This is a genomic window from Stenotrophomonas sp. STEN240, from assembly GCF_056756175.1.
This window is the reverse complement of record NZ_JBRRBO010000030.1, coordinates 1-18,498: the sequence shown is the minus strand read 5'-3', so window position 1 is coordinate 18,498 and position 18,498 is coordinate 1. Positions and strand designations below refer to the sequence as shown.

The 18,498-nt window shown below is 61.5% G+C and carries 11 protein-coding genes; 7 read left to right on the top strand and 4 right to left on the bottom strand.

Features of this window, described 5'->3' with window-relative positions; translation table 11 throughout:
* The first annotated feature begins 283 nt into the window (after nt 1–283).
* From ACVOKO_RS13270 to ACVOKO_RS13260, 3 genes are read left to right on the top strand one after another with little or no spacing between them, the layout of a single operon-like run.
* Entirely contained in the window at nt 284–943 is a 660-nt protein-coding gene (locus tag ACVOKO_RS13270) for a dienelactone hydrolase family protein (protein WP_346499376.1), read from the top strand.
* Nucleotides 940–1,362, top strand: coding sequence for an HIT family protein (locus ACVOKO_RS13265; RefSeq protein WP_346499375.1), 423 nt, complete (start codon nt 940–942; stop codon nt 1,360–1,362). Before ACVOKO_RS13270 ends, ACVOKO_RS13265 begins: the two co-directional genes overlap by 4 nt.
* A gap of 32 nt (nt 1,363–1,394) precedes the next feature.
* Nucleotides 1,395–1,562, top strand: coding sequence for a LiaI-LiaF-like domain-containing protein (locus ACVOKO_RS13260; protein WP_170183049.1), 168 nt, complete (start codon nt 1,395–1,397; stop codon nt 1,560–1,562).
* A 69-nt stretch (nt 1,563–1,631) separates the two neighbouring features.
* Here the strand turns inward: ACVOKO_RS13260 and dcd are convergent, their stop codons facing one another.
* Nucleotides 1,632–2,204: a dCTP deaminase gene (gene dcd / locus ACVOKO_RS13255; protein ID WP_346499374.1), complete on the bottom strand. Its 573-nt coding sequence runs from the start codon at nt 2,202–2,204 to the stop codon at nt 1,632–1,634.
* Between the two features lie 174 nt (nt 2,205–2,378).
* Entirely contained in the window at nt 2,379–3,236 is an 858-nt protein-coding gene (apbC, locus tag ACVOKO_RS13250; RefSeq protein WP_346499373.1) for an iron-sulfur cluster carrier protein ApbC, read from the bottom strand.
* Nucleotides 3,237–3,510: 274 nt separating this feature from the next.
* Here apbC and ACVOKO_RS13245 point away from each other — a divergent pair, with 274 nt between their 5' ends.
* Nucleotides 3,511–6,600: a TonB-dependent receptor domain-containing protein gene (locus ACVOKO_RS13245; RefSeq protein ID WP_346499372.1), complete on the top strand. Its 3,090-nt coding sequence runs from the start codon at nt 3,511–3,513 to the stop codon at nt 6,598–6,600.
* Nucleotides 6,601–7,300: 700 nt separating this feature from the next.
* Entirely contained in the window at nt 7,301–10,021 is a 2,721-nt protein-coding gene (locus tag ACVOKO_RS13240) for a TonB-dependent receptor domain-containing protein (RefSeq protein ID WP_346499401.1), read from the top strand.
* Nucleotides 10,022–10,328: 307 nt separating this feature from the next.
* Here ACVOKO_RS13240 and ACVOKO_RS13235 read toward each other — a convergent pair whose 3' ends face one another.
* A complete protein-coding gene (locus tag ACVOKO_RS13235; RefSeq protein WP_346499371.1) occupies nt 10,329–11,906 on the bottom strand; it encodes a tetratricopeptide repeat-containing sulfotransferase family protein in 1,578 nt (525 codons plus the stop codon).
* A 73-nt stretch (nt 11,907–11,979) separates the two neighbouring features.
* Nucleotides 11,980–13,581, bottom strand: a complete 1,602-nt coding sequence (locus tag ACVOKO_RS13230) for a phytoene desaturase family protein (RefSeq protein ID WP_346499370.1) — start codon at nt 13,579–13,581, stop codon at nt 11,980–11,982.
* Nucleotides 13,582–13,750: 169 nt separating this feature from the next.
* On the opposite strand from ACVOKO_RS13230, the gene ACVOKO_RS13225 reads away from it, so the two are divergent.
* On the top strand, nt 13,751–15,856 hold the full coding sequence (locus ACVOKO_RS13225) for a M13 family metallopeptidase (protein WP_346499400.1): 2,106 nt from the start codon (nt 13,751–13,753) through the stop codon (nt 15,854–15,856).
* Between the two features lie 501 nt (nt 15,857–16,357).
* Nucleotides 16,358–18,367, top strand: a complete 2,010-nt coding sequence (locus ACVOKO_RS13220; RefSeq protein WP_346499369.1) for a M13 family metallopeptidase — start codon at nt 16,358–16,360, stop codon at nt 18,365–18,367.
* Nucleotides 18,368–18,498: the final 131 nt, after the last annotated feature.

Below are 18,498 nucleotides of genomic sequence, written 5' to 3'. Positions count from 1 at the left end.
CGGGCCGGAATGGCAGCAGGGCCGGAAAGCCGGCCAGTATACCGGGCCTGCGCAGCCTCGCCCTGCGGCTGGCTTAATACGTGAGAGAGCTGATAATCAGTCTCATCGCGGGAATGACTGACTAGAGCCCCTCTCCCGTTTACGGGAGAGGGGTTGGGGTGAGGGGAGGCTCTAGCAAGCAAAACCCTTCGCTCCAAAAGCTCCCCCCATCCGCCCTTCGGGCACCTTCCCCCGCAAGCGGGAGAAGGAACACCGCTTTTCGCCCTTCAATCCGGAGCCCACCATGCCCAACTGGATCACCCTCCCCACCCCACTCGGCGCCGTCCGCGCCTGGCAGGCCCTGCCTGCAGGCACCCCTCGCGCCGGGCTGGTGGTGATACAGGAAATCTTCGGCGCCAACGCGCATATCCGCCATGTCGCCGAACAGTACGCTGCCGAGGGCTACGCGGTGCTGGCGCCGTCCTTCTTCGACCTGATCGAGCCGGACCTGCAGCTGGACTACGACACTGCCGGCGTCAGTCGCGGCAAGGCACTGGTCGACGAACTGGGCGTGGACCGCGCGGTTACCGTTGTGGAAAGCGCCGCCGCGACCCTGGCGCAATACGGCATGGTCGGCACCGTCGGCTATTGCTGGGGCGGCACCATCGCCATGCTGGCCGCGCAGCGCCTGGGCCTGCCGTCGGCCAGCTACTACGGCGCGCGCAATGTGTCGTTCCTGGATACACCGTTCAAGGCGCCGGCGATCTTCCACTTCGGCGACCAGGACGCCTCCATCCCGGCCGCCGCCGTTGCAGCGCACCGTGAAAAGCAACCCGACTTGCCTGTATATGTGTATCCAGCCGATCACGCGTTCAACCGCGAGGTCGGCATGCACTACCACGCACCCAGCGCCGACTTGGCGCGCGAACGCACCTTGGCCTTCTTCAGCGAGAACCTGCGATGACCGAAGTTGTGACGTCCGATTTCGTACTTGATACCCGCCTTGCCGCCGACAGCGTTCTGATCGCCGACGGCCCCCTGTCGCAGATCCGCCTGATGAATGACGACCGCTTTCCGTGGGTTGTACTGGTGCCGCGCGTGCCTGAGGCCAGCGAGTGGATCGACCTGGACGGGGCCCAGCAACGGCTGCTGCTGGCCGAAATCAACCAGATCTCCCAGCACCTGAAGCACAAGCCCAATGTCAGCAAGATCAATATCGGCGCCCTGGGCAATATCGTGCGCCAGCTGCATGTGCATCTGATTGGCCGCAACGAAAACGATGCCGCATGGCCCGGCCCGGTCTGGGGCAATGGCAAGGCCCAGCGCTTCGACCCGGAGGTGCTGGCCGAACGTGTCGAAATCTGGCGCCAGCGGCTACGATAAGCACCTTCTCCCCTTACGGACTCCGCAAGCCGATGCGCTCCAATCTGATCGCCGCCCTGATCCTGATCATCGTTGGCCTGTTCTTCCTGGCCAAGAACCTTGGCTGGATCAACGGCAACATCGGCACCATGCTCGCCACCTGGTGGCCGGCCATTCTGGTTGCCGTCGGTATCGGCATGTTGTTCGGGCGCGGCAAGTAAGCCGCTGCGCCGGATCCTGCATAAAGAAAAGGCGCCTGACGGCGCCTTTTTCATTCCAGCCCGCAGCACTCAGGTACGCGGCAAGGTAACGCCGGTCTGGCCCTGGTACTTGCCACCGCGATCCTTGTACGAGGTTTCGCAGACATCGTCCTTGTCGGCCTGGAAGAACAGCATCTGCGCCACGCCTTCGTTGGCATAGATGCGGGCCGGCAGTGGCGTGGTGTTGGAGAACTCCAGCGTCACATGACCTTCCCACTCCGGCTCCAGCGGGGTGACGTTGACGATGATGCCGCACCGCGCATAGGTACTCTTGCCCAGGCACACCACCAGGGTGTCACGCGGGATGCGGAAGAACTCCACCGTGCGCGCCAGTGCGAACGAATTCGGCGGGATGATGCACTCATCGGCCTCGATATCGACAAAGCTCTTCGGGTCGAAGTGCTTGGGGTCGACAATGGTCGAGTTGATGTTGGTGAACACCTTGAATTCACGCGAGCAACGCACGTCGTAGCCATAGCTGGAAGTGCCGTAACTGACGATGCGCTGGCCGTCCACCTGCTTGACCTGGCCGGCTTCGTACGGCGAGATCATGCCGTGCTGTTCGGACATTTGGCGGATCCAACGGTCGCTCTTGATGCTCATTCAATGGTCCTGTTCACGTTGTGCCGCAGCATGCCTGCGGCCGGGGGTGGTCGATTCTAGCTTAGAGCCGGCGCCGGGCCGTAGCCAATCCTCGCCGCCCACACCTTTCCCACGCCTATATATAAGAAGGGCCCGCATTCGCGGGCCCCATCCCGGCACCTGCCGGTGCCAGATTCACGTCAGCGAGGACAGGATCGGAATGCTGGCGCGTGGGCGCTTGGCCAATTCCTCGGTCATCCGCTGCGCCGCTGCCAGATAGGCCTTCGCAGCTGCCGACTCAGGCTGGGCAACGACGATCGGTGCGCCAACATCGCCCTGCTCACGGATGCCGATGTCCAGCGGCAACGAGCCCAGCAACGGCACCCCGTACTGCTCGGCCATCCGCTGACCGCCGCCTTCGCCGAACAGATGCTCGACATGGCCGCAGTTGCTGCAGGTATGCACCGCCATGTTCTCGATGATTCCCAACACCGGCACTTCAACCTTCTCGAACATATTCAATGCCTTGCGCGCATCCAGCGTGGCAATGTCCTGCGGCGTGGTGACGATCACCGCACCGGCGACCGGGATCTTCTGCGACAGCGTCAGCTGGATGTCGCCCGTACCGGGCGGCAGGTCGATCAACAGGAAATCCAGGTCATCCCACAGCGTGTCGTTGAACAGCTGGGTCAGCGCCGAGGTAGCCATCGGCCCACGCCAGATCATCGGTGAGTCCGGCTCGATCAGGAAACCGATCGACATCGCCTCGACCCCGAATGCCCGCAGCGGCTCGATGGATTTGTTGTCCGGGCTCTCCGGCCGCCCACTCAAACCCAGCATGGCCGGCACGCTGGGCCCATAGATATCGGCATCCAGCACACCCACCCGGGCACCCAACGCTTTCAGCGCCAGGGCCAAATTCACCGCCGTGGTGGACTTGCCCACCCCGCCCTTGCCAGAGCCCACCGCAATGACATTGCGGATACGTGAATGGGGGGATAGCCCCTTCTGCACTTTGTGGGCACCGCCCAATGTGATCGAACCGCCCACCATGACTCCCGCATTCCCAGACTAGGCCGGAACTATAGCGTCAAGCAGAAAGCCACGGTCAGGGACGGCTTTGCTGAATTCGCCGCGGCACTTTACTGAAATTGGTATTTCATTTTGCATTTCAAGCACTTATGAGCAGGAGCTTAACCGTTGACTAAAAATGTTAACCGTGTGTTAATCCAAAGTTATCGGCAGATGAAACTTTTTTGAAACCAGGATGAAGGCCCTGTTTTTGCCGAGCCAAGGCCGACAACAACGACTCCATGAGGGAGATTCAATGGCAAATCACAAGTCGCTCAGCCGTCACCCGCTGAGCCTGGCGCTGACATCAGCACTTTTCGTAGCCGTGGCCGGACCCGCCTTCGCGCAGGACACTCCCGCAGCGGAGGCCGCAAAGACTGCTGAAGACAAGGAGGCCACCCAGCTTGACCGGATCACGGTCACCGGCTCGCGCATTTACCGCGCAGGCTTCGACACGCTTGAGCCCGCCGCTGTTGTAAACCGCGAGACCATGGAGGCCTATGGCCAGACCAACCTGATCGACGCGCTGACGACGGTGCCTGGCATTTCCGCCGGTGTCAGCTCGCGTGGCGACCAGGCCGGCTTCGGCGCCGGTGTGAACTTTGCCAGCCGCTTCGGCCTGGGCAGCAACCGCCTGTTGACCCTGGTCAACGGCCGCCGTTACGTAACCTCGACCCCGCCGACCATCTTCGGCGCAGGCGGTGGTTCAGGCATCCAGGTTGATATGAATGCGATCCCGAGCATCATGGTCGACCGCATTGAAAACCTGAGCGTCGGCGGTGCTCCAACCTACGGCTCCGACGCCATCTCCGGCGTGACCAACATCATCCTGCGCGAGAAGTTCCAGGGCGCAGAAGTCGAGCTGGGCTACGGCACCACCAGCAAGCACGACAACGACCGTTATTCGTGGGCAGCCATCTTCGGCACCAATTTCGCTGACGACCGCGGCAACATCACGATTGCAGCCGAGCTCGACAACAGCGAAGGCGTCAACGCCCTTCAGCGTGACTTCTACCGCAAGGGCTACAGCCTGCAGGCCAACCCGACCGCCGCCAACGCAGCGCTGTGGCAGCCGGGCCGCACCCCGGGCAGCGACGGCCGCATCGACGGCGGCATTCCGTTCAATACCGGCCCGGCCGACGGCATCGCCGATCAGGTCTGGATCCAGAATCGTCGTATCGCCAGCATGACCTTCGGCGGTCTGATCGTTCCAAATGTCGCCAACTATCAGCGCGACCCGCTTGGCGCCATCGCCGGCTTCGGTCCGCAGAACAAGCTGTGGCAGTTCAACAACTCGGGTAACCTGGTCGAGTTCGACCCGGGTACCAGCTATGCGGGCGGCAATGCCTCCGGTGGCGACGGCCTGAATCTGAACGAGACGTTGCCGCTGATCGCTGATCTTGAGCGCCGTACCGTTTATGCCAACGGCAGCTTCGACTTCACCGACTCCGTGCGCGGCTTCTTCGAACTGTCCCGCTACGAAGCCACCGCACGCGAAACCCTGGACCAGAACGTATACAACGCGATCTCGTTCGGCCGCGCCAACAACAACGGCACCGGCGCCCTGAGCGGCGCCCTGCTGTTCAACGCCAACAACCCGTACCTGAGTGCCGAGTCGCGCAAGATCCTGGCTGACAATGGCATCACCCAGTTCCGCCTGTCGCGCTCCTCGCGCGACCTGAGCATGAACAACTCGAGCACTGAAACCCGTCTGACCCGCGCTGTCATCGGCGCCGACGGCTACTTCGACATCGGCCAGCGCAACTTCAACTGGGAGGCCAGCGTTGTTCATGGCCGCGGTGACTTCGATTACCTCGGCACGGGCCTGATCCAGCAGAATTTCATCAACGCCATCAACGTCAAGCGCGATGCTTCGGGCAACATCGTCTGTGACTCGGCCGCTGCCGGCACCACCGTCGATGCCGCCTGCCGTCCGTTGAACCTGTTCGGTGAAAACCAGGCATCGCGCGAAGCACTGGACTACGTCTCCACCAACACCGTCGCCAAGGCACAGACCCGCCAGACCGTGATCAACGCCTCCATTACCGGCGGCCTGTTCGACCTGCCGGGTGGTGAGTTCGCGGTTGCCGGTGGTTATGAACACCGCCGCGAAGAAGGCTCCTTCACCCCGAGCGAGTACCAGCGCCTGGGCCAGGGCCGTTCGGTGCCGATCCAGTCCGCTCACGGCGAATACAACACCAATGAACTGTTCGCCGAGTTCCTCGCGCCGCTGTTCAACCCGGATTGGGGCCTGCCGGGCCTGCACCGCCTGGACATCACCGGCAAGGTACGTCGCGTCGACAACTCAGTCGCTGGTGGCTTTACCGCATTCACGTACGGCCTGCAGTACGAGCCGTTCGCAGGCATCCAGCTGCGCGGTAACAAGACCCAGTCGATGCGCGCACCGTCGATTGCCGAGCTGTACACCAACCAGCAGCCGGCCTTCTACGCCATTCCGGAAGTCTGCACCCTGGCATCGATCGGCGGCGGCGCCAACCCGACCGTGCGTCGCAACAACTGCAATGCATTCTTCGCTGCCTACCCGAGTGTGAACCCGTCGTCCTTCGTTGCTTCGCCGACGACCACGCTGGGCTCCAGCAACGGCTACACCGGCCTGAAGAACGAAAGGGCGGAGTCGTGGACCGCCGGCATTGTCTTTGCACCGGAATGGCTCAACGGCCTGCGCGTCGCCGCTGACTGGTACGACATCGAAATCACCGATGTCATCACCGCCCTCAGCCCGAACGACATCATCACCGGCTGCTTCGACAACCCGAGCTTCAACGCCAGTGACGTCGCCAATGCAAACCGCTTCTGCAGCCTGGTTACCCGTGACCCGGTCACCGCTGCCGCCACCGACATCAAGACCCAGTACGGCAACGGCCCGGTCCTGATGTTCCGCGGCTGGACCGCCGAAGTGGACTACCGTTTGGAGATGGACCGTTTCGGTCGCCTGGACCTCGGCTTCTACGGCTATATGCCGAAGAACCGTGGTCAGGCCGCCAGTGCGGACGTTCCGTTCGTGGAACAGGTCGGCACCTTCACTGAGCCGAAGCGCCAGTTCCGCTGGACCGCCCAGCACAAGATCGGCAACTGGAGCGCAGGCTTCGCGGCGAACTACACCAGCAGCGCACAGTTCAGTCTGGTCGCCACCCCGGAAAGCCGCCAGTACTTCGTCCGCGACAGCTGGACCACCTGGGATGCAAACGTCAGCTACCGCTTCACCGAGAATGCACGCCTGAACTTGGCGGTCATCAACCTCACTGACGACGTCGGCCCGTTCCCCTACGTGCTCGACTCGCTGGGCCGCCGCTTCATGCTGTCCCTGCGTTACAAGTTCCAGTAAGTAATAGTTGAAAAGCGTTGAAAACAAGGCCCGGCAATCGCCGGGCCTTGTTTTTTTTGGGAATCGCCAGCGAAGGACCCGGCGCGATGCCAGGCGTTTCGAGCCAGCACTCGTGCTCGGTTGGGCTGCAGACAAAGCGCGCGGATCACCTGCTCGTATCACCTTCCCTGATTTGATCCCGGCGATAGTACGGGCCCTCGAATAATCGGTTCTCTCACAGCAGAAGATGCATCCCGGGGAGATCAATCTGCCGCCTTGGATCCCGGCACTCCGCCGCGAACCCTTGCCAACTGCGCCAGCCCGGTGAAAACCGTCGCAACCAGCCACCTCACACCATCTCTCAAATGCTCTCGAATTTGAGGATGGCTGAATGTCTACCAGGGTTGAATGCGCGCGGCCGCCTTGAAAACTCACAGGGCGCCACCGCCCCCCCCCCCCCTCTACATCATTTCAATTGACTGATTTTTACAAAATTGGTGCACAGACGTAATTAGTTCGTTAAAGTCAGGTTACGTTCATGGCAAAAACACCTTCAGTTCTTGTCCGATGTCAACAAGACAACTCCTGAAGCACTGCCGGGGCTACAACTTCCAGATTGAGTAGGGGACATACTTCAGTGAAGACGTACAAGCGCAGTTCCATCAAACGCAGCGCGCTCACCAGCGCCTTGTTGACCGCAGTTTTGATCCCGGCCGCCGCGATGGCCCAGGATGAAGCGCGCAGTGCCAAGACCTTGGACAAGGTCACGGTCACCGGCTCGCTCATCCCCCAGACTCAGATCGAGACCGCGACCCCCGTCACGGTCATCACTGCTGAAGACATCAAGTCGCGTGGTTTCAGCTCGGTCACCGAAGTTCTTCAGAAAAATTCAATGTCGACCGGTGGCGTGCAGGGTGCACAGACCTCCGCCTCGTTTACCCAGGGTGCGGAGACAGTCAGCTTGTTCGGCTTGCCGCCGGGCTACGTCAAGTACCTGATCGATGGCCGGCCGATGTCCAACTATCCGGCCCTCTACAACGGCAGCGATACGTTCAACAACATCAGCGGCATTCCTGTTGACTTGATCGAACGCATCGAGATCCTCCCGGGCGGACAGTCCTCTCTCTACGGCTCAGATGCGATTGCCGGCGTCATCAACGTCATCCTGAAAAAGAGCATGGATGGCACGGTGATGACCATCCGCGGTGGTGGATATGCTGAGGGTGGCGGTGGAAGCTTCCGCGCCAGCATTGCCGATGGATGGACTTCGGCTGATGGTCGCGTGAACATCTTGGGCGGCATCCAGCACGAAGAGCGTAAGCCGATCTGGGGCTACCAGCGCGATCTGACCAAGCAGTTCAATCCGGACGGTTATTCTCCCGCGCTGGCCAGTCGAGATTTCGTGGTTCTTGGCTACGAAACCAGCTATCGATTCCCTGATCCAAACAACTGCGAAAACCTGAAGGGCTTGTTTGGCGGCACCGAGGGTCTGCAGCAGCGGCCCGGTTTCGGCGACGAATATTACTGTGGTTCATTCAACACAGCAGGCTACCGCACGCTGATGAACGAGAAGACTTCCACGCAGGCGTATCTGCATGGCACCTTCGACGTAAACGACAACCTGCAGCTTTATGGCGATGTTCTTTATAGCCACGATCAGACCAAATATCACTCTGGATCCGGCTATCTGTGGTGGGGCACGGGTGCAGATTTCGGCTACTACTATGACCCGAGTCTTGGCGATCTGGTGAACCTGCAGCGCGCGTTCGCACCGGAAGAAATGGGCCCGGGCGGTTTCAACAATACAATGTCGCGAGACACGGGCGAATCCGTCCGAGTGACCTTTGGCGCCAAAGGCGTATTTGGAGGCACCAACTGGGACTACGACTTCGGCGGCACCTACACCAAGTACGAATTGGACGAGAACAGCTTCGTCCGTTACGCAGACAAGGTTGATCAGTTCTTCATTGATCGAGTCCTCGGCGCTGAACAGGGCCTAGACCCGCTATATGGTGCTTACCCGGTATACACGCCCAACTACGCCGCATTCTTCTCGCCGATCACGCCGGAAGAATTCGCCAGCTTTACCGGCCGTGCTTCCAGCAAGAGCAAGACCTCCGACGCGATGCTGCGTGCACAGGTAACCAATGGATCCCTGTTCACGCTGCCCGGCGGCGATGCCGGCATCGCCGTTGTCGCCGAGTTCGGCAAGCAGAAGTGGGACTACACCCCTGATGCGGGCTACATGGATGGCTCGATCTGGGGACAGACGGCTGTCGCCGGTGGCGGTGATCGTGACCGCTATGCGGTCACCTCCGAATTGCGTCTTCCGTTGTGGGAGCCGCTGACGATTTCGCTGTCAGGCCGTTACGATGCTTTCAAGGCAGGTAGCCAGACCATCGACAAACCGACCTACGCGGTCAGTCTGGAGTATCGCCCGATCGACTCGCTGCTATTCCGCGGCAAGTATGGCACCGCATTCCGCGCCCCAACCCTGTCAGATCTCTACCAAGGCGAGAGTGGCTACTACAGCCGCGTCATTGACTACTATCAGTGCTCGCAGCGCGGCTTCGGCCCAGGCGATATTGATAACTGCCCCACCGCCTACTCCAATCGCCAGTTCTTCGGCACCCAGGTTGGCAGCACTGAACTGAAGCCGATCAATGCAGACGTCTGGAGTGCAGGCTTTGTCTGGTCTCCGCTTGATCGGATGGCGTTGACCGTTGACTACTTTAACTGGGATATCTCGGACGAGGTCACCCAGCAGAGCGCCAACCAACTGTCGATGCAGGACTACCGCTGCCGCACTGGCGTCGACGATGTCAACTCGCCGCTCTGCCAGATCACCATGGATCAGGTGACGCGTAACTCCGCAGGTAACATCACAGAGATTTTCACCCCGAAGGTGAATGTCTCCAATCAGCAACTCAAGGCGATCAACGCTTCATTCAACTACGGCTACGATTTCGGCAACTGGGGCGACCTAAGTGTTCGTGCCAGCTACACGCAGAAGCTGAGCCACAAGTACCAGCAGTATCCGGAAGACAGCTACATTGACCTGCTGAACGACCCCTATTGGAGCTCGGATCCGAAGCGTAAGGCCGACGGATCTCTGACCTGGGCAAAGGGCAACTTCTCTGCAACTTGGTACGTGAACTGGATCGACTCCACCCCCAACTATGCTGCCACGATCAGCGACCTTGGCTATGCAAGCAATCGCGCAGCGAAGTTCGGCTCTTATAGCAAGCACAACGCCAGCATCTCCTACCAGCTGTTTGAGGGCATGGATGTGTCGTTCATGGTGAACAACGTGTTCAACAAGATGCCGCCGTACGATTTCTCGTACCCTGGCACCTCGAACGCGCCGTACAACTCGTACAACTTCGACGTATACGGACGTGCTTACTACATCGAAGCACGCTACGCATTCGGCAAGAAATGATTGCCAGCTGAACCCTGGCGATTGAAAGACAAAGGCCCCGTCGTTATGACGGGGCCTTTTTGAATTCCCATTTATAGAAATCACCGACGTCGAGTCGCCACATTGCCTACCCGCCGTCGAACTCAGCGGAATCAGCCCGTTATTCACCAGCTTGACCGAACAAGCTGGCAAGATAGCTCCAGGCAGCAGATGCGCTACCTGGGTGGGCAGTCGACCGGCGCGACCGCGGTGTACCGCGGTGACCTGCCACCTCTGGGGAATGCTGCGGACGGTCTGTCGGACCGTCAGCGAGAAGCATGCTTCCCGATCACACGCTGGAACCGCTCTCCCCGGTCAACAGCTGCGCAAGGGGATCGACGGCTGCACCATATCGCTTCCAGCGCCCGATGTAATCCCTGGTCACCTTTGATCGAACCTGAACGACACTGGCTGTCGCAACGGGCGCGGCATTCTCCTCAAAACGAAGGCACGCGTCATTCCATTCCAAACCGCAGAATTCAATGATTCTCCGGGTCTGACCTTCTTGATCGTCAACAAGATCTTCATAGTTGACTATCAGGATGCGGTCACCCAACCGATCACACCAATAGCGCATCAGCCGATCAAACATCTGGTAATAGCGCCCTGTATCGAGTAGATCGAACGAATAGTCGTAGACGGAAGATGTCAATGAAAACAGCTGCCTGAAGTTGCTCAGACATGTATCCATGCTGTCACGCCGTAGAAGCACGATCCGCGCAGCAGGCAACGCCATGGCGATGTGCCCGAGATACAAAAAATTATGCGGTAGCTTGTCAACGAAGCGCGAGCAACCAGCCGTACCGGGCCGGGTTGACTCTACATAGGCCTCACCAAGCGCCTTCCAGTCTATCCCATGCAATGCGATCATCGTCTCGATATCGGTCACCGCATTGGTACGCGTGCCGGAAAAGCGCTTGACAGTCACCGGAAAGTTCTCAAGCTCGCCAGCCGAATGAACGTCAGGATGACTGGAAACGATGCGCTCAACTAGGGTAGTGCCACTTCGTGGCATTCCCACAACGAAAATGGGCTCTTCGCTAGCCGCTCCTGGCGAAACATCGCCCACGCCATCGAAGGCTTCGCGCAAGCCCTCAAACAAGATTAAGTCTTTTTCAGACTGATAATTACGCAGCGATTTTTGCGAATCCTTGGCCTTGGTATAACTCGCGAAAGCTGAAGGGTAATCGCCTACATCCTCCAGCTCTTTCGCCAGTGCGAGATTGACGTACAGGCACCCTTCGGAACTCTGACCAGCCAACTCAAGTGCCTGCGCATAGAGCGCGACATTGTTCTCATCACTCCGCCAGCGACGCAGATTGGCCAGCGACGTATAGGCCCTCCAATAGGTTGGCGCCAGCTCCAGACATCGACGATAAGCTGACTCCGCATCTGCAATTCGACCGGAGAACAGCAGCGACGTTGCATGGTTGTAATGAAAAACCGCTTCACCAGGCAATTTGCCAACAGCGGCCGTGAATGCTTCCAACGCACGGACGTGTTCATTGAGCCGGGTAAAAACCACGCCAAGTGTATCCAGCGTGTGCGCATCCTCGGGCTCAAGCGCTGCCGCTGCCTCGGCATACTGGAATGCTTCCTGCGGCGCGCGCAACGCGACAAGGAGGCGCGCCATCTGGGTTGCGTAATCCGCACGCTCGGGACTGATTCGCGTGGCCATGCGCAGATGCACAATTGCCGCTTTCATATGCCCCAACTCCATCGCCGCCACACCTGCGACAAAGTGGACCCCGCCATGTTCCACGCCAGACTCAAGCAAGTGCTGCGCTACGGCCCAAGCTTCACGCCATTGTTTGCGGTTCAGCGCTTCCACCGCTCGAGCGTAGAGTTGCATCACCTGCTGGCTCATCAAAGCACCTGACACTTATTTGGAAATGCGGGTTCCTATCGTATCCGACAAGCTCAACTTCGCGAGCAGGAGGTCAGGAATTCTCAAGCAACACGCGCGCCGCGTTATGCCCAGGCGCCCCCGTAACCCCACCGCCCGGATGCGTGCCCGAACCGCATAGATAGAGTCCGGGCAACGCCCCCTTGTAGCCAGCCTGCCCCAGCATCGGCCGTGCGTTGAACAGCTGATTCAAGCTCAACGCGCCGTGGAAGATATCGCCGCCGATCAGGCCGAACGTGCGCTCAAGATCCAACGGACTCATGATCTGCCGGCCCAGCACGGAAGCTGCAAAGCCCGGCGCATGCTTGTCGACGGTGGCGATCATCAGATCTGCGACTTCTTCGCGGTGATCGTCCCAGCTGCGTCCATCCGGTAGCTGCGGGGCTACGTGCTGGCAGAACAGACTCGCAACATGCTGCCCGGCTGGCGCCAATGAATCATCCAAGGTGCTGGGAATCAGCATCTCGACGATCGGTTCGCGTGACCAACCATATTGACGCGCATCCAGATAGGCGCGGTCCATGTAGTCCAGGCTGGGCGCGATGATTATCCCTGCGGTCAAATGATCACCGCCCCCCGGCAGGTCGCTGAAATCAGGTAACCGCGACAGCGCCACGTTCATGCGGAACGTGCCCGAGCCGCAACGCCAATTGGCCATGCGCTCCAACGTGGCCGCAGGTACATCGGCAGGATCGAACAGACGCTCGTAAAGCAGCTTCGGATTGACGTTGGCAACGATGGCCGAGCCACGCAGCACTTCGCCACCCGCCAGTGCAACGCCGACTGCACGCCCCTGCTCTACCAGCACCTTCTCGACGGCGGCATCGGTACGAATCTCGGCACCAGCTTCGACCGCCGCACGTCCCATCGCCTGGGTGATCGCGCCCATGCCGCCGATTGCGTGCCCCCAGGCACCTTTGACGCCGTTGCTTTCGCCAAACACGTGATGCAACAGCACATAGGCGGTGCCGGGCGCATACGGGCTGGCGTAGTTGCCGACGATGCCGTCGAAGCCGAACAAGGCCTTGATCGGCGCGCTTTCAAACCAGCGGTCCAGGTATTCGGCCGCGGAGATGGTGAATAGATCCATCAGCTCCTGTTGAAGCGCCGGATCCAGGCGCTGCAGCTGCCGGCCCAACTGCCCTGCTTTCCACAGCTCGGGCAATGCGCGCAACCAGCTCGCGCCGCTGATATTGGGCGGCGCCTGCAGTGCCTGCGCACGCAACACATCTGCGAATATCTCCAGCCGCTGTTCGTACTCCGGCAAGCGCGCTGCATCACGCGCCGAAAAGCGTGCGACCTGCTCGGCGGTACGCCCGGCACCTGCCAGCAGGTACTCGCCATTGCCCAAGGGCAGGAAGTTGTTGAGTTTGCGCGACACCACCCGCAGGCCATGCCGCTCCAGCTCCAGCTCGGCTATCACCTTGGGCTGCAGCAGCGACACCGTATAAGAGGCCACCGAATTGCGGAACCCGGGGTGGAATTCCTCGGTTACCGCTGCGCCGCCCACCACACCGCGTCGCTCCAGTACCAATACGCGCTTGCCGGCCTTGGCCAGGTAGGCCGCACACACCAGCCCGTTATGGCCGCCGCCGATCAGGATCGCGTCCCACTGCTTGGTCGATGTCTTGGTCATTGCAGCTGTATAGCATCGGCCCGCCATCACCGCCCATAGGAATAAGCCGGCGGCCACCCATTACCTTCTACACCCCTTCCGCATCGGTTTCAGGCGTATCTTCCTGCTTCGGCCCCGGATTCCGAGGCCCCACTCATGCTTCGAAACCGGCCCGGAGGCCTTTCCCGTGATCGTTCGCAAACCCCAGATTCTCCTGCTGTCGCTGGCCGTCGCCGCCGCGCTGACCGGCTGCCCCAAGCAGGAAGAGCAGTCCCCGCCGGCGGCCACCGCCGCTGCCCCGGCCGCCCCTGCTGCCAATGAGCTGAAGCTGGACGAGTCCAAGCTGCCGGCCTACAACGCCTTCACTGCCGCCGACCTGGACGCCAGCAAGGACGCGTGTACCGATTTCAACGGTTACGTGAACGAAAAGTGGCTCAACGCCAATGAAATTCCGGCCGACCGCACCAGCTGGGGCGCCTTCACCATCCTCGACGAACGCTCGGTTGCCGTGCAGCACCAGCTGGCCGAGCAGGCCGCGGCGATGAAGAACGCCACCGGCATCGAGAAGATCGTCGGTGACTTCTGGGCCGCCGGCATGGACGAGGCCAAGATCAATAGCCTCGGCATCACCCCGCTGAAGGCCGACCTGGCCGCCATCGACGGCCTGCAGAACACCGCCGCGCTGGCCGATTACCTGCGCACCACCGCCGCCAAGGGCGAGAATTTCCTGTTCGGCTTCGGCCCGGAAGCGGACTTCAAGAACTCGGCCATGAACATGGCCTACGCCAGCCAGGGCGGCCTGGGCCTGCCGGACACCACTTATTACACCGACGCCAGCAAGGCCGACAAGCTCAACGCCTACAAGGCCCACGTGGCCAAGGTGCTGGAACTCAGCGGCGTGCCCGCAGCTGATGCCGCCAAGCAGGCCGAGGACGTGATCAAGTTCGAAACCCGCCTGGCCAAGGCTTCCAAGTCCAGCGTCGAGCTCTCGCGCGACGTTTCGCTGTACTACAACCCGGTCACCGTGGCCGATGCCGACAAGCTGACCCCGAACTTCAGCTGGGCTGCCTTCTTCCAGGCGCAGGGCGTTGCTGCACCGGAGAAGTTCTCGCTGGCCATGCCCGCCTTCCACGCGGAAGTGAGCAAGATGCTGGCCGATACCGACCCAGCTGCATGGCGCGCCTACCTGCGCTTCCACACCGTGGACGGCGCCGCCCCCTACCTGAGCAATGAGTTCGTGCAGGAGAACTACGCGTTCTACGGCAAGGAACTGAACGGCCAGAAGGAAATCAAGCCGCGCTGGAAGCAGGTACTGGGCACGATTGAAAGCGATGCCGGTGACGCCTTCGGCCAGATGTACGTCAAGGTCGCCTTCTCGCCGGAGTCCAAGGCCAAGATGGAAGAGCTGGTCAAGAACCTGGCCGGCGCCCTGAAGGACCGTATCCAAGGCCTGGCCTGGATGAGCGACGAAACCAAGGCCAAGGCCATCGCCAAGTGGGAAACCTTCACCCCGAAGATCGGCTACCCGGACAAGTGGCGTGACTGGAGCGGCCTGAGCACCACCCACGACGACTACCTGGGCAATGTGCGCGCTGCCAATGCCTTCAACTACAAGTGGGCGCTGGCCAAGATCGGCCAGCCGGTGGACAAGACCGAGTGGGGCATGACCCCGCAAACGGTCAACGCCTATTACAACCCGCTGCAGAACGAGATCGTGTTCCCGGCCGCCATCCTGCAGCCGCCGTTCTTCGATCCGAACGCCGACGACGCGCTGAACTACGGCGGCATCGGTGCCGTCATCGGCCATGAAATGACCCACGGTTACGACGACCAGGGCAGCCGCTTCGGCCCGACCGGCAACTTCGAAAACTGGTGGACCCCGGCGGATTCGAAGGGCTTCGCAGGCCTGACCGGCAAGCTGGTCAACCAGTTCAACGAGTACAAGGTGGGCGACCAGAGCGTCAACGGCTCGCTGACCCTGGGCGAGAACATCGCCGACCTGGGTGGCCTGGCCACCGCCTACGACGCGCTGCAGAAGGCGTCGACCGGCAAGGAAGACGCCAAGGTTGACGGCTTCACCCGTGACCAGCGCTTCTTCTTCAACTGGGCCACCGTGTGGCGCACCAAGTACACCGCCGAGAACGCCAAGGTCCGCCTGGCGACCGATCCGCACGCCCCGGCGCAGTTCCGCGCCATGGGTGCGCCGTCGAACCTGCCGACCTTCGCAGCTGCGTTCCAGTGCAAGGCCGGCTCGCCGATGGTCCGTGCTGGCGACAAGCAGGTGGTGATCTGGTAATCGCTGCCCCGCAGTGAGACCCAAACAAGGCCCGGCATTGCCGGGCCTTGTTTTTTGCCAGCTGCCAAAGGCGGTTGTGGGAGCGGCGTCAGCCGCGAAGCTGACCCAGCCAAAGCGCCCCGAATAAACGTAATCCCGGCAGTGCCAACCTCATCGTTTGCGTTTGCTTCGCGGCTGACGCCGCTCCCACAAACTCCGGGGCTAGCAACTCTCACAGTATCGGATAGCGAACCTGGCCCTCGCTCCAGCACGCAATCCCGGCTATGCCGCCTGCCTCATCTGCTGTGGCTTCGCGGCTTACGCCGCTCCTACAAGAATCCCGGCTTCGCTTGTGGGAACGGCGTCAGCCGTGAAGCTCAGGCACCGCCAGCTTCGCGGCTTGCGCCGCTCCTACAACCGCCGGTTTTGATGCAGTACCCAAATCCGTGCCCTGCCCCGGCACCAATCCCGCGCCAGCTTGTTAAACTCCGCCCACTTTGTCCTTCTGCGGATATGCACCACATGCCAAACGTTCGCCCACTTACCCTGGCCCTGGCCTTCTCTCTGGTGACGGTACTGTCCACCAACGATGCGCAGGCCGCCCGCAAAAAACCTGCGGCCCGGGCACCGGCAGTGAGCGCGGCCTGTACGGACTTCTACGAAACCACCAACGGCAACTGGCTCAAGGCCAACCCGGTGCCGCAGACCGGCGCGGTCAGCGCCTTGGGCACCCTGGCAGACAATGCCCGCACCCAGCAGCGTCAGCTGCTTGATCGCGCGATGACCGCCCCGCAGGGCAACGTACAGAAGCTGCTGGGCGACTTCTGGGCCAGTGGCCTGGATGAGGCCGCCGTGGAAGCCGACGGCTCCAAGCCGATCGCACCACTGCTGACCCGCATCAACGCGATCAAGAAGGCCAAGGACATCCCGGCCTCGATTGCCGCGCTGCACCAGGTCGGCATCCCGGTGGCGTTCAACTTCGCCCCGGACGTGGACCTGAAGGCGCTGGACCGCCACATCGGCTACTTCATGCAGGGCGGCACCGGCCTGCCGGACCCGGCGTTCTATACCCGCACCGATGCCGACACCGTTGCGCTGATGGGCCGTTACCGCGCCTATGTGAAGCAGATCCTGGCGCTGACCGGCACCCCGGCCGCGCAGCTTGATGCCGAATCGGCGCTGGTCATCCAGCTGGAAACCGAACTGGCGCGCAGCGCGCACTCGGTCGCCGACATCAACAACCCGTTCAACAACTACGCGCCGGTCTCCACCAAGGACTTGAACAGCCGTTACCGCAACCTGCAGCTGGACGCCTTCCTCAAGGCCCAGGGCGTGAACGACGACCTGGTGTCGTTGGCCGATCCGGCCCTGTTCCAGCAGCTCAACAGCATGGTCAGCCGCCTGCCGGCCAACCAGTGGAAGGCCTACCTGCGCTGGCGCGTGGGTGACTCGATGTCGCCGTACCTGTCCAAGGCCTACCGCGATGCCGAGTTTGAGTTCCGTGGCCGCGTGCTGCGTGGCCAGACCATCGCCCCGGCGCGTCCGGAAGCCGTGCTTGACGCCATCAACGTGGCCGCCGGCCCGATGCTGGGCCACGAGTACGCCAACACCTACCTGAACCGCGACACCCGCCGCCAGGCCGGCATCATGGTCGACCAGATCCGCGAAGCGCAGATCGCCGCGGTCAAGCGCAGCACCTGGCTCAGCGCCGAGGCCAAGACCGAGGCCGAAGCCAAGCTGGCAGCGATGAAGATCGAGATCGGCACGCCGCTGCGTGACCTGGACTACACCGTGCAGCCGATGGGCCGTGGCAGCTTTGGTGGCAACATGCTGATCGCCTCCACCTGGCGCCACGCCCAGGAAATGAAGCGCATCGGCAAGGGCAATGCCGACCGCCGCTGGGACGTGCTGCCGCAGCAGCCGTCCATCGCCTACGACATCGCCCAGAACCGTCTGATCGTCACCGCTGCCGCACTGCAGGGTCCGATCTTTGCCGGCAACGCCAGCAATGCCGAGAAGTTCGGTGCCTTCGGTGGCCTGGTCGCGCACGAAGTCAGCCGTGCCATCGACGTCAAGGGCGCCATGATCGACGCCAAGGGCGAGCTGCGCAGCTGGTGGACGCCGGCCGACAAGAGTGCCTGGACGCTGCTGGGCAACCGCGTCGCCGCGCAGTACAGCGGCTACCCGTTCCCGGGCGTCAAGGACGCCAAGGTCAATGGCGAATTGACCCGCGACGAAAACATGGCCGATATCTCGGGCATGGAGATCGCCTTCGAGGCCTTCAGCGCTGCCCAGTCTGACGCCAAGCCGGCCGACAAGCAGGACTTCTTCAAGGGTTGGGCCAGCTTGTGGGCGCAGCAGCTGTCGCCGAACGAAGCCGTGCAGCGTCTGCGCACCGACGTACGTGCACCGGGCCGCTGGCGCAGCAACGCCCCGCTGTCCAACCTGCCGGCATTCGGCGCCAGCTTCAGCTGCAAGCCGGGCCAGCCGATGCAGCGCACCGACGCCGAGCAGATCAAGATCTGGCGTTGATGCGGTTGCGGTATTGAAGAAAGCAGAAAGGCGCGGATTCCGCGCCTTTCTGCGTTTTGGTCGTTTGCTTTCTGTAGTGCCGAGCCCAGCACGGCGGGTGCGGTTCCGGGGGTTCCACATTCCGGGCCATG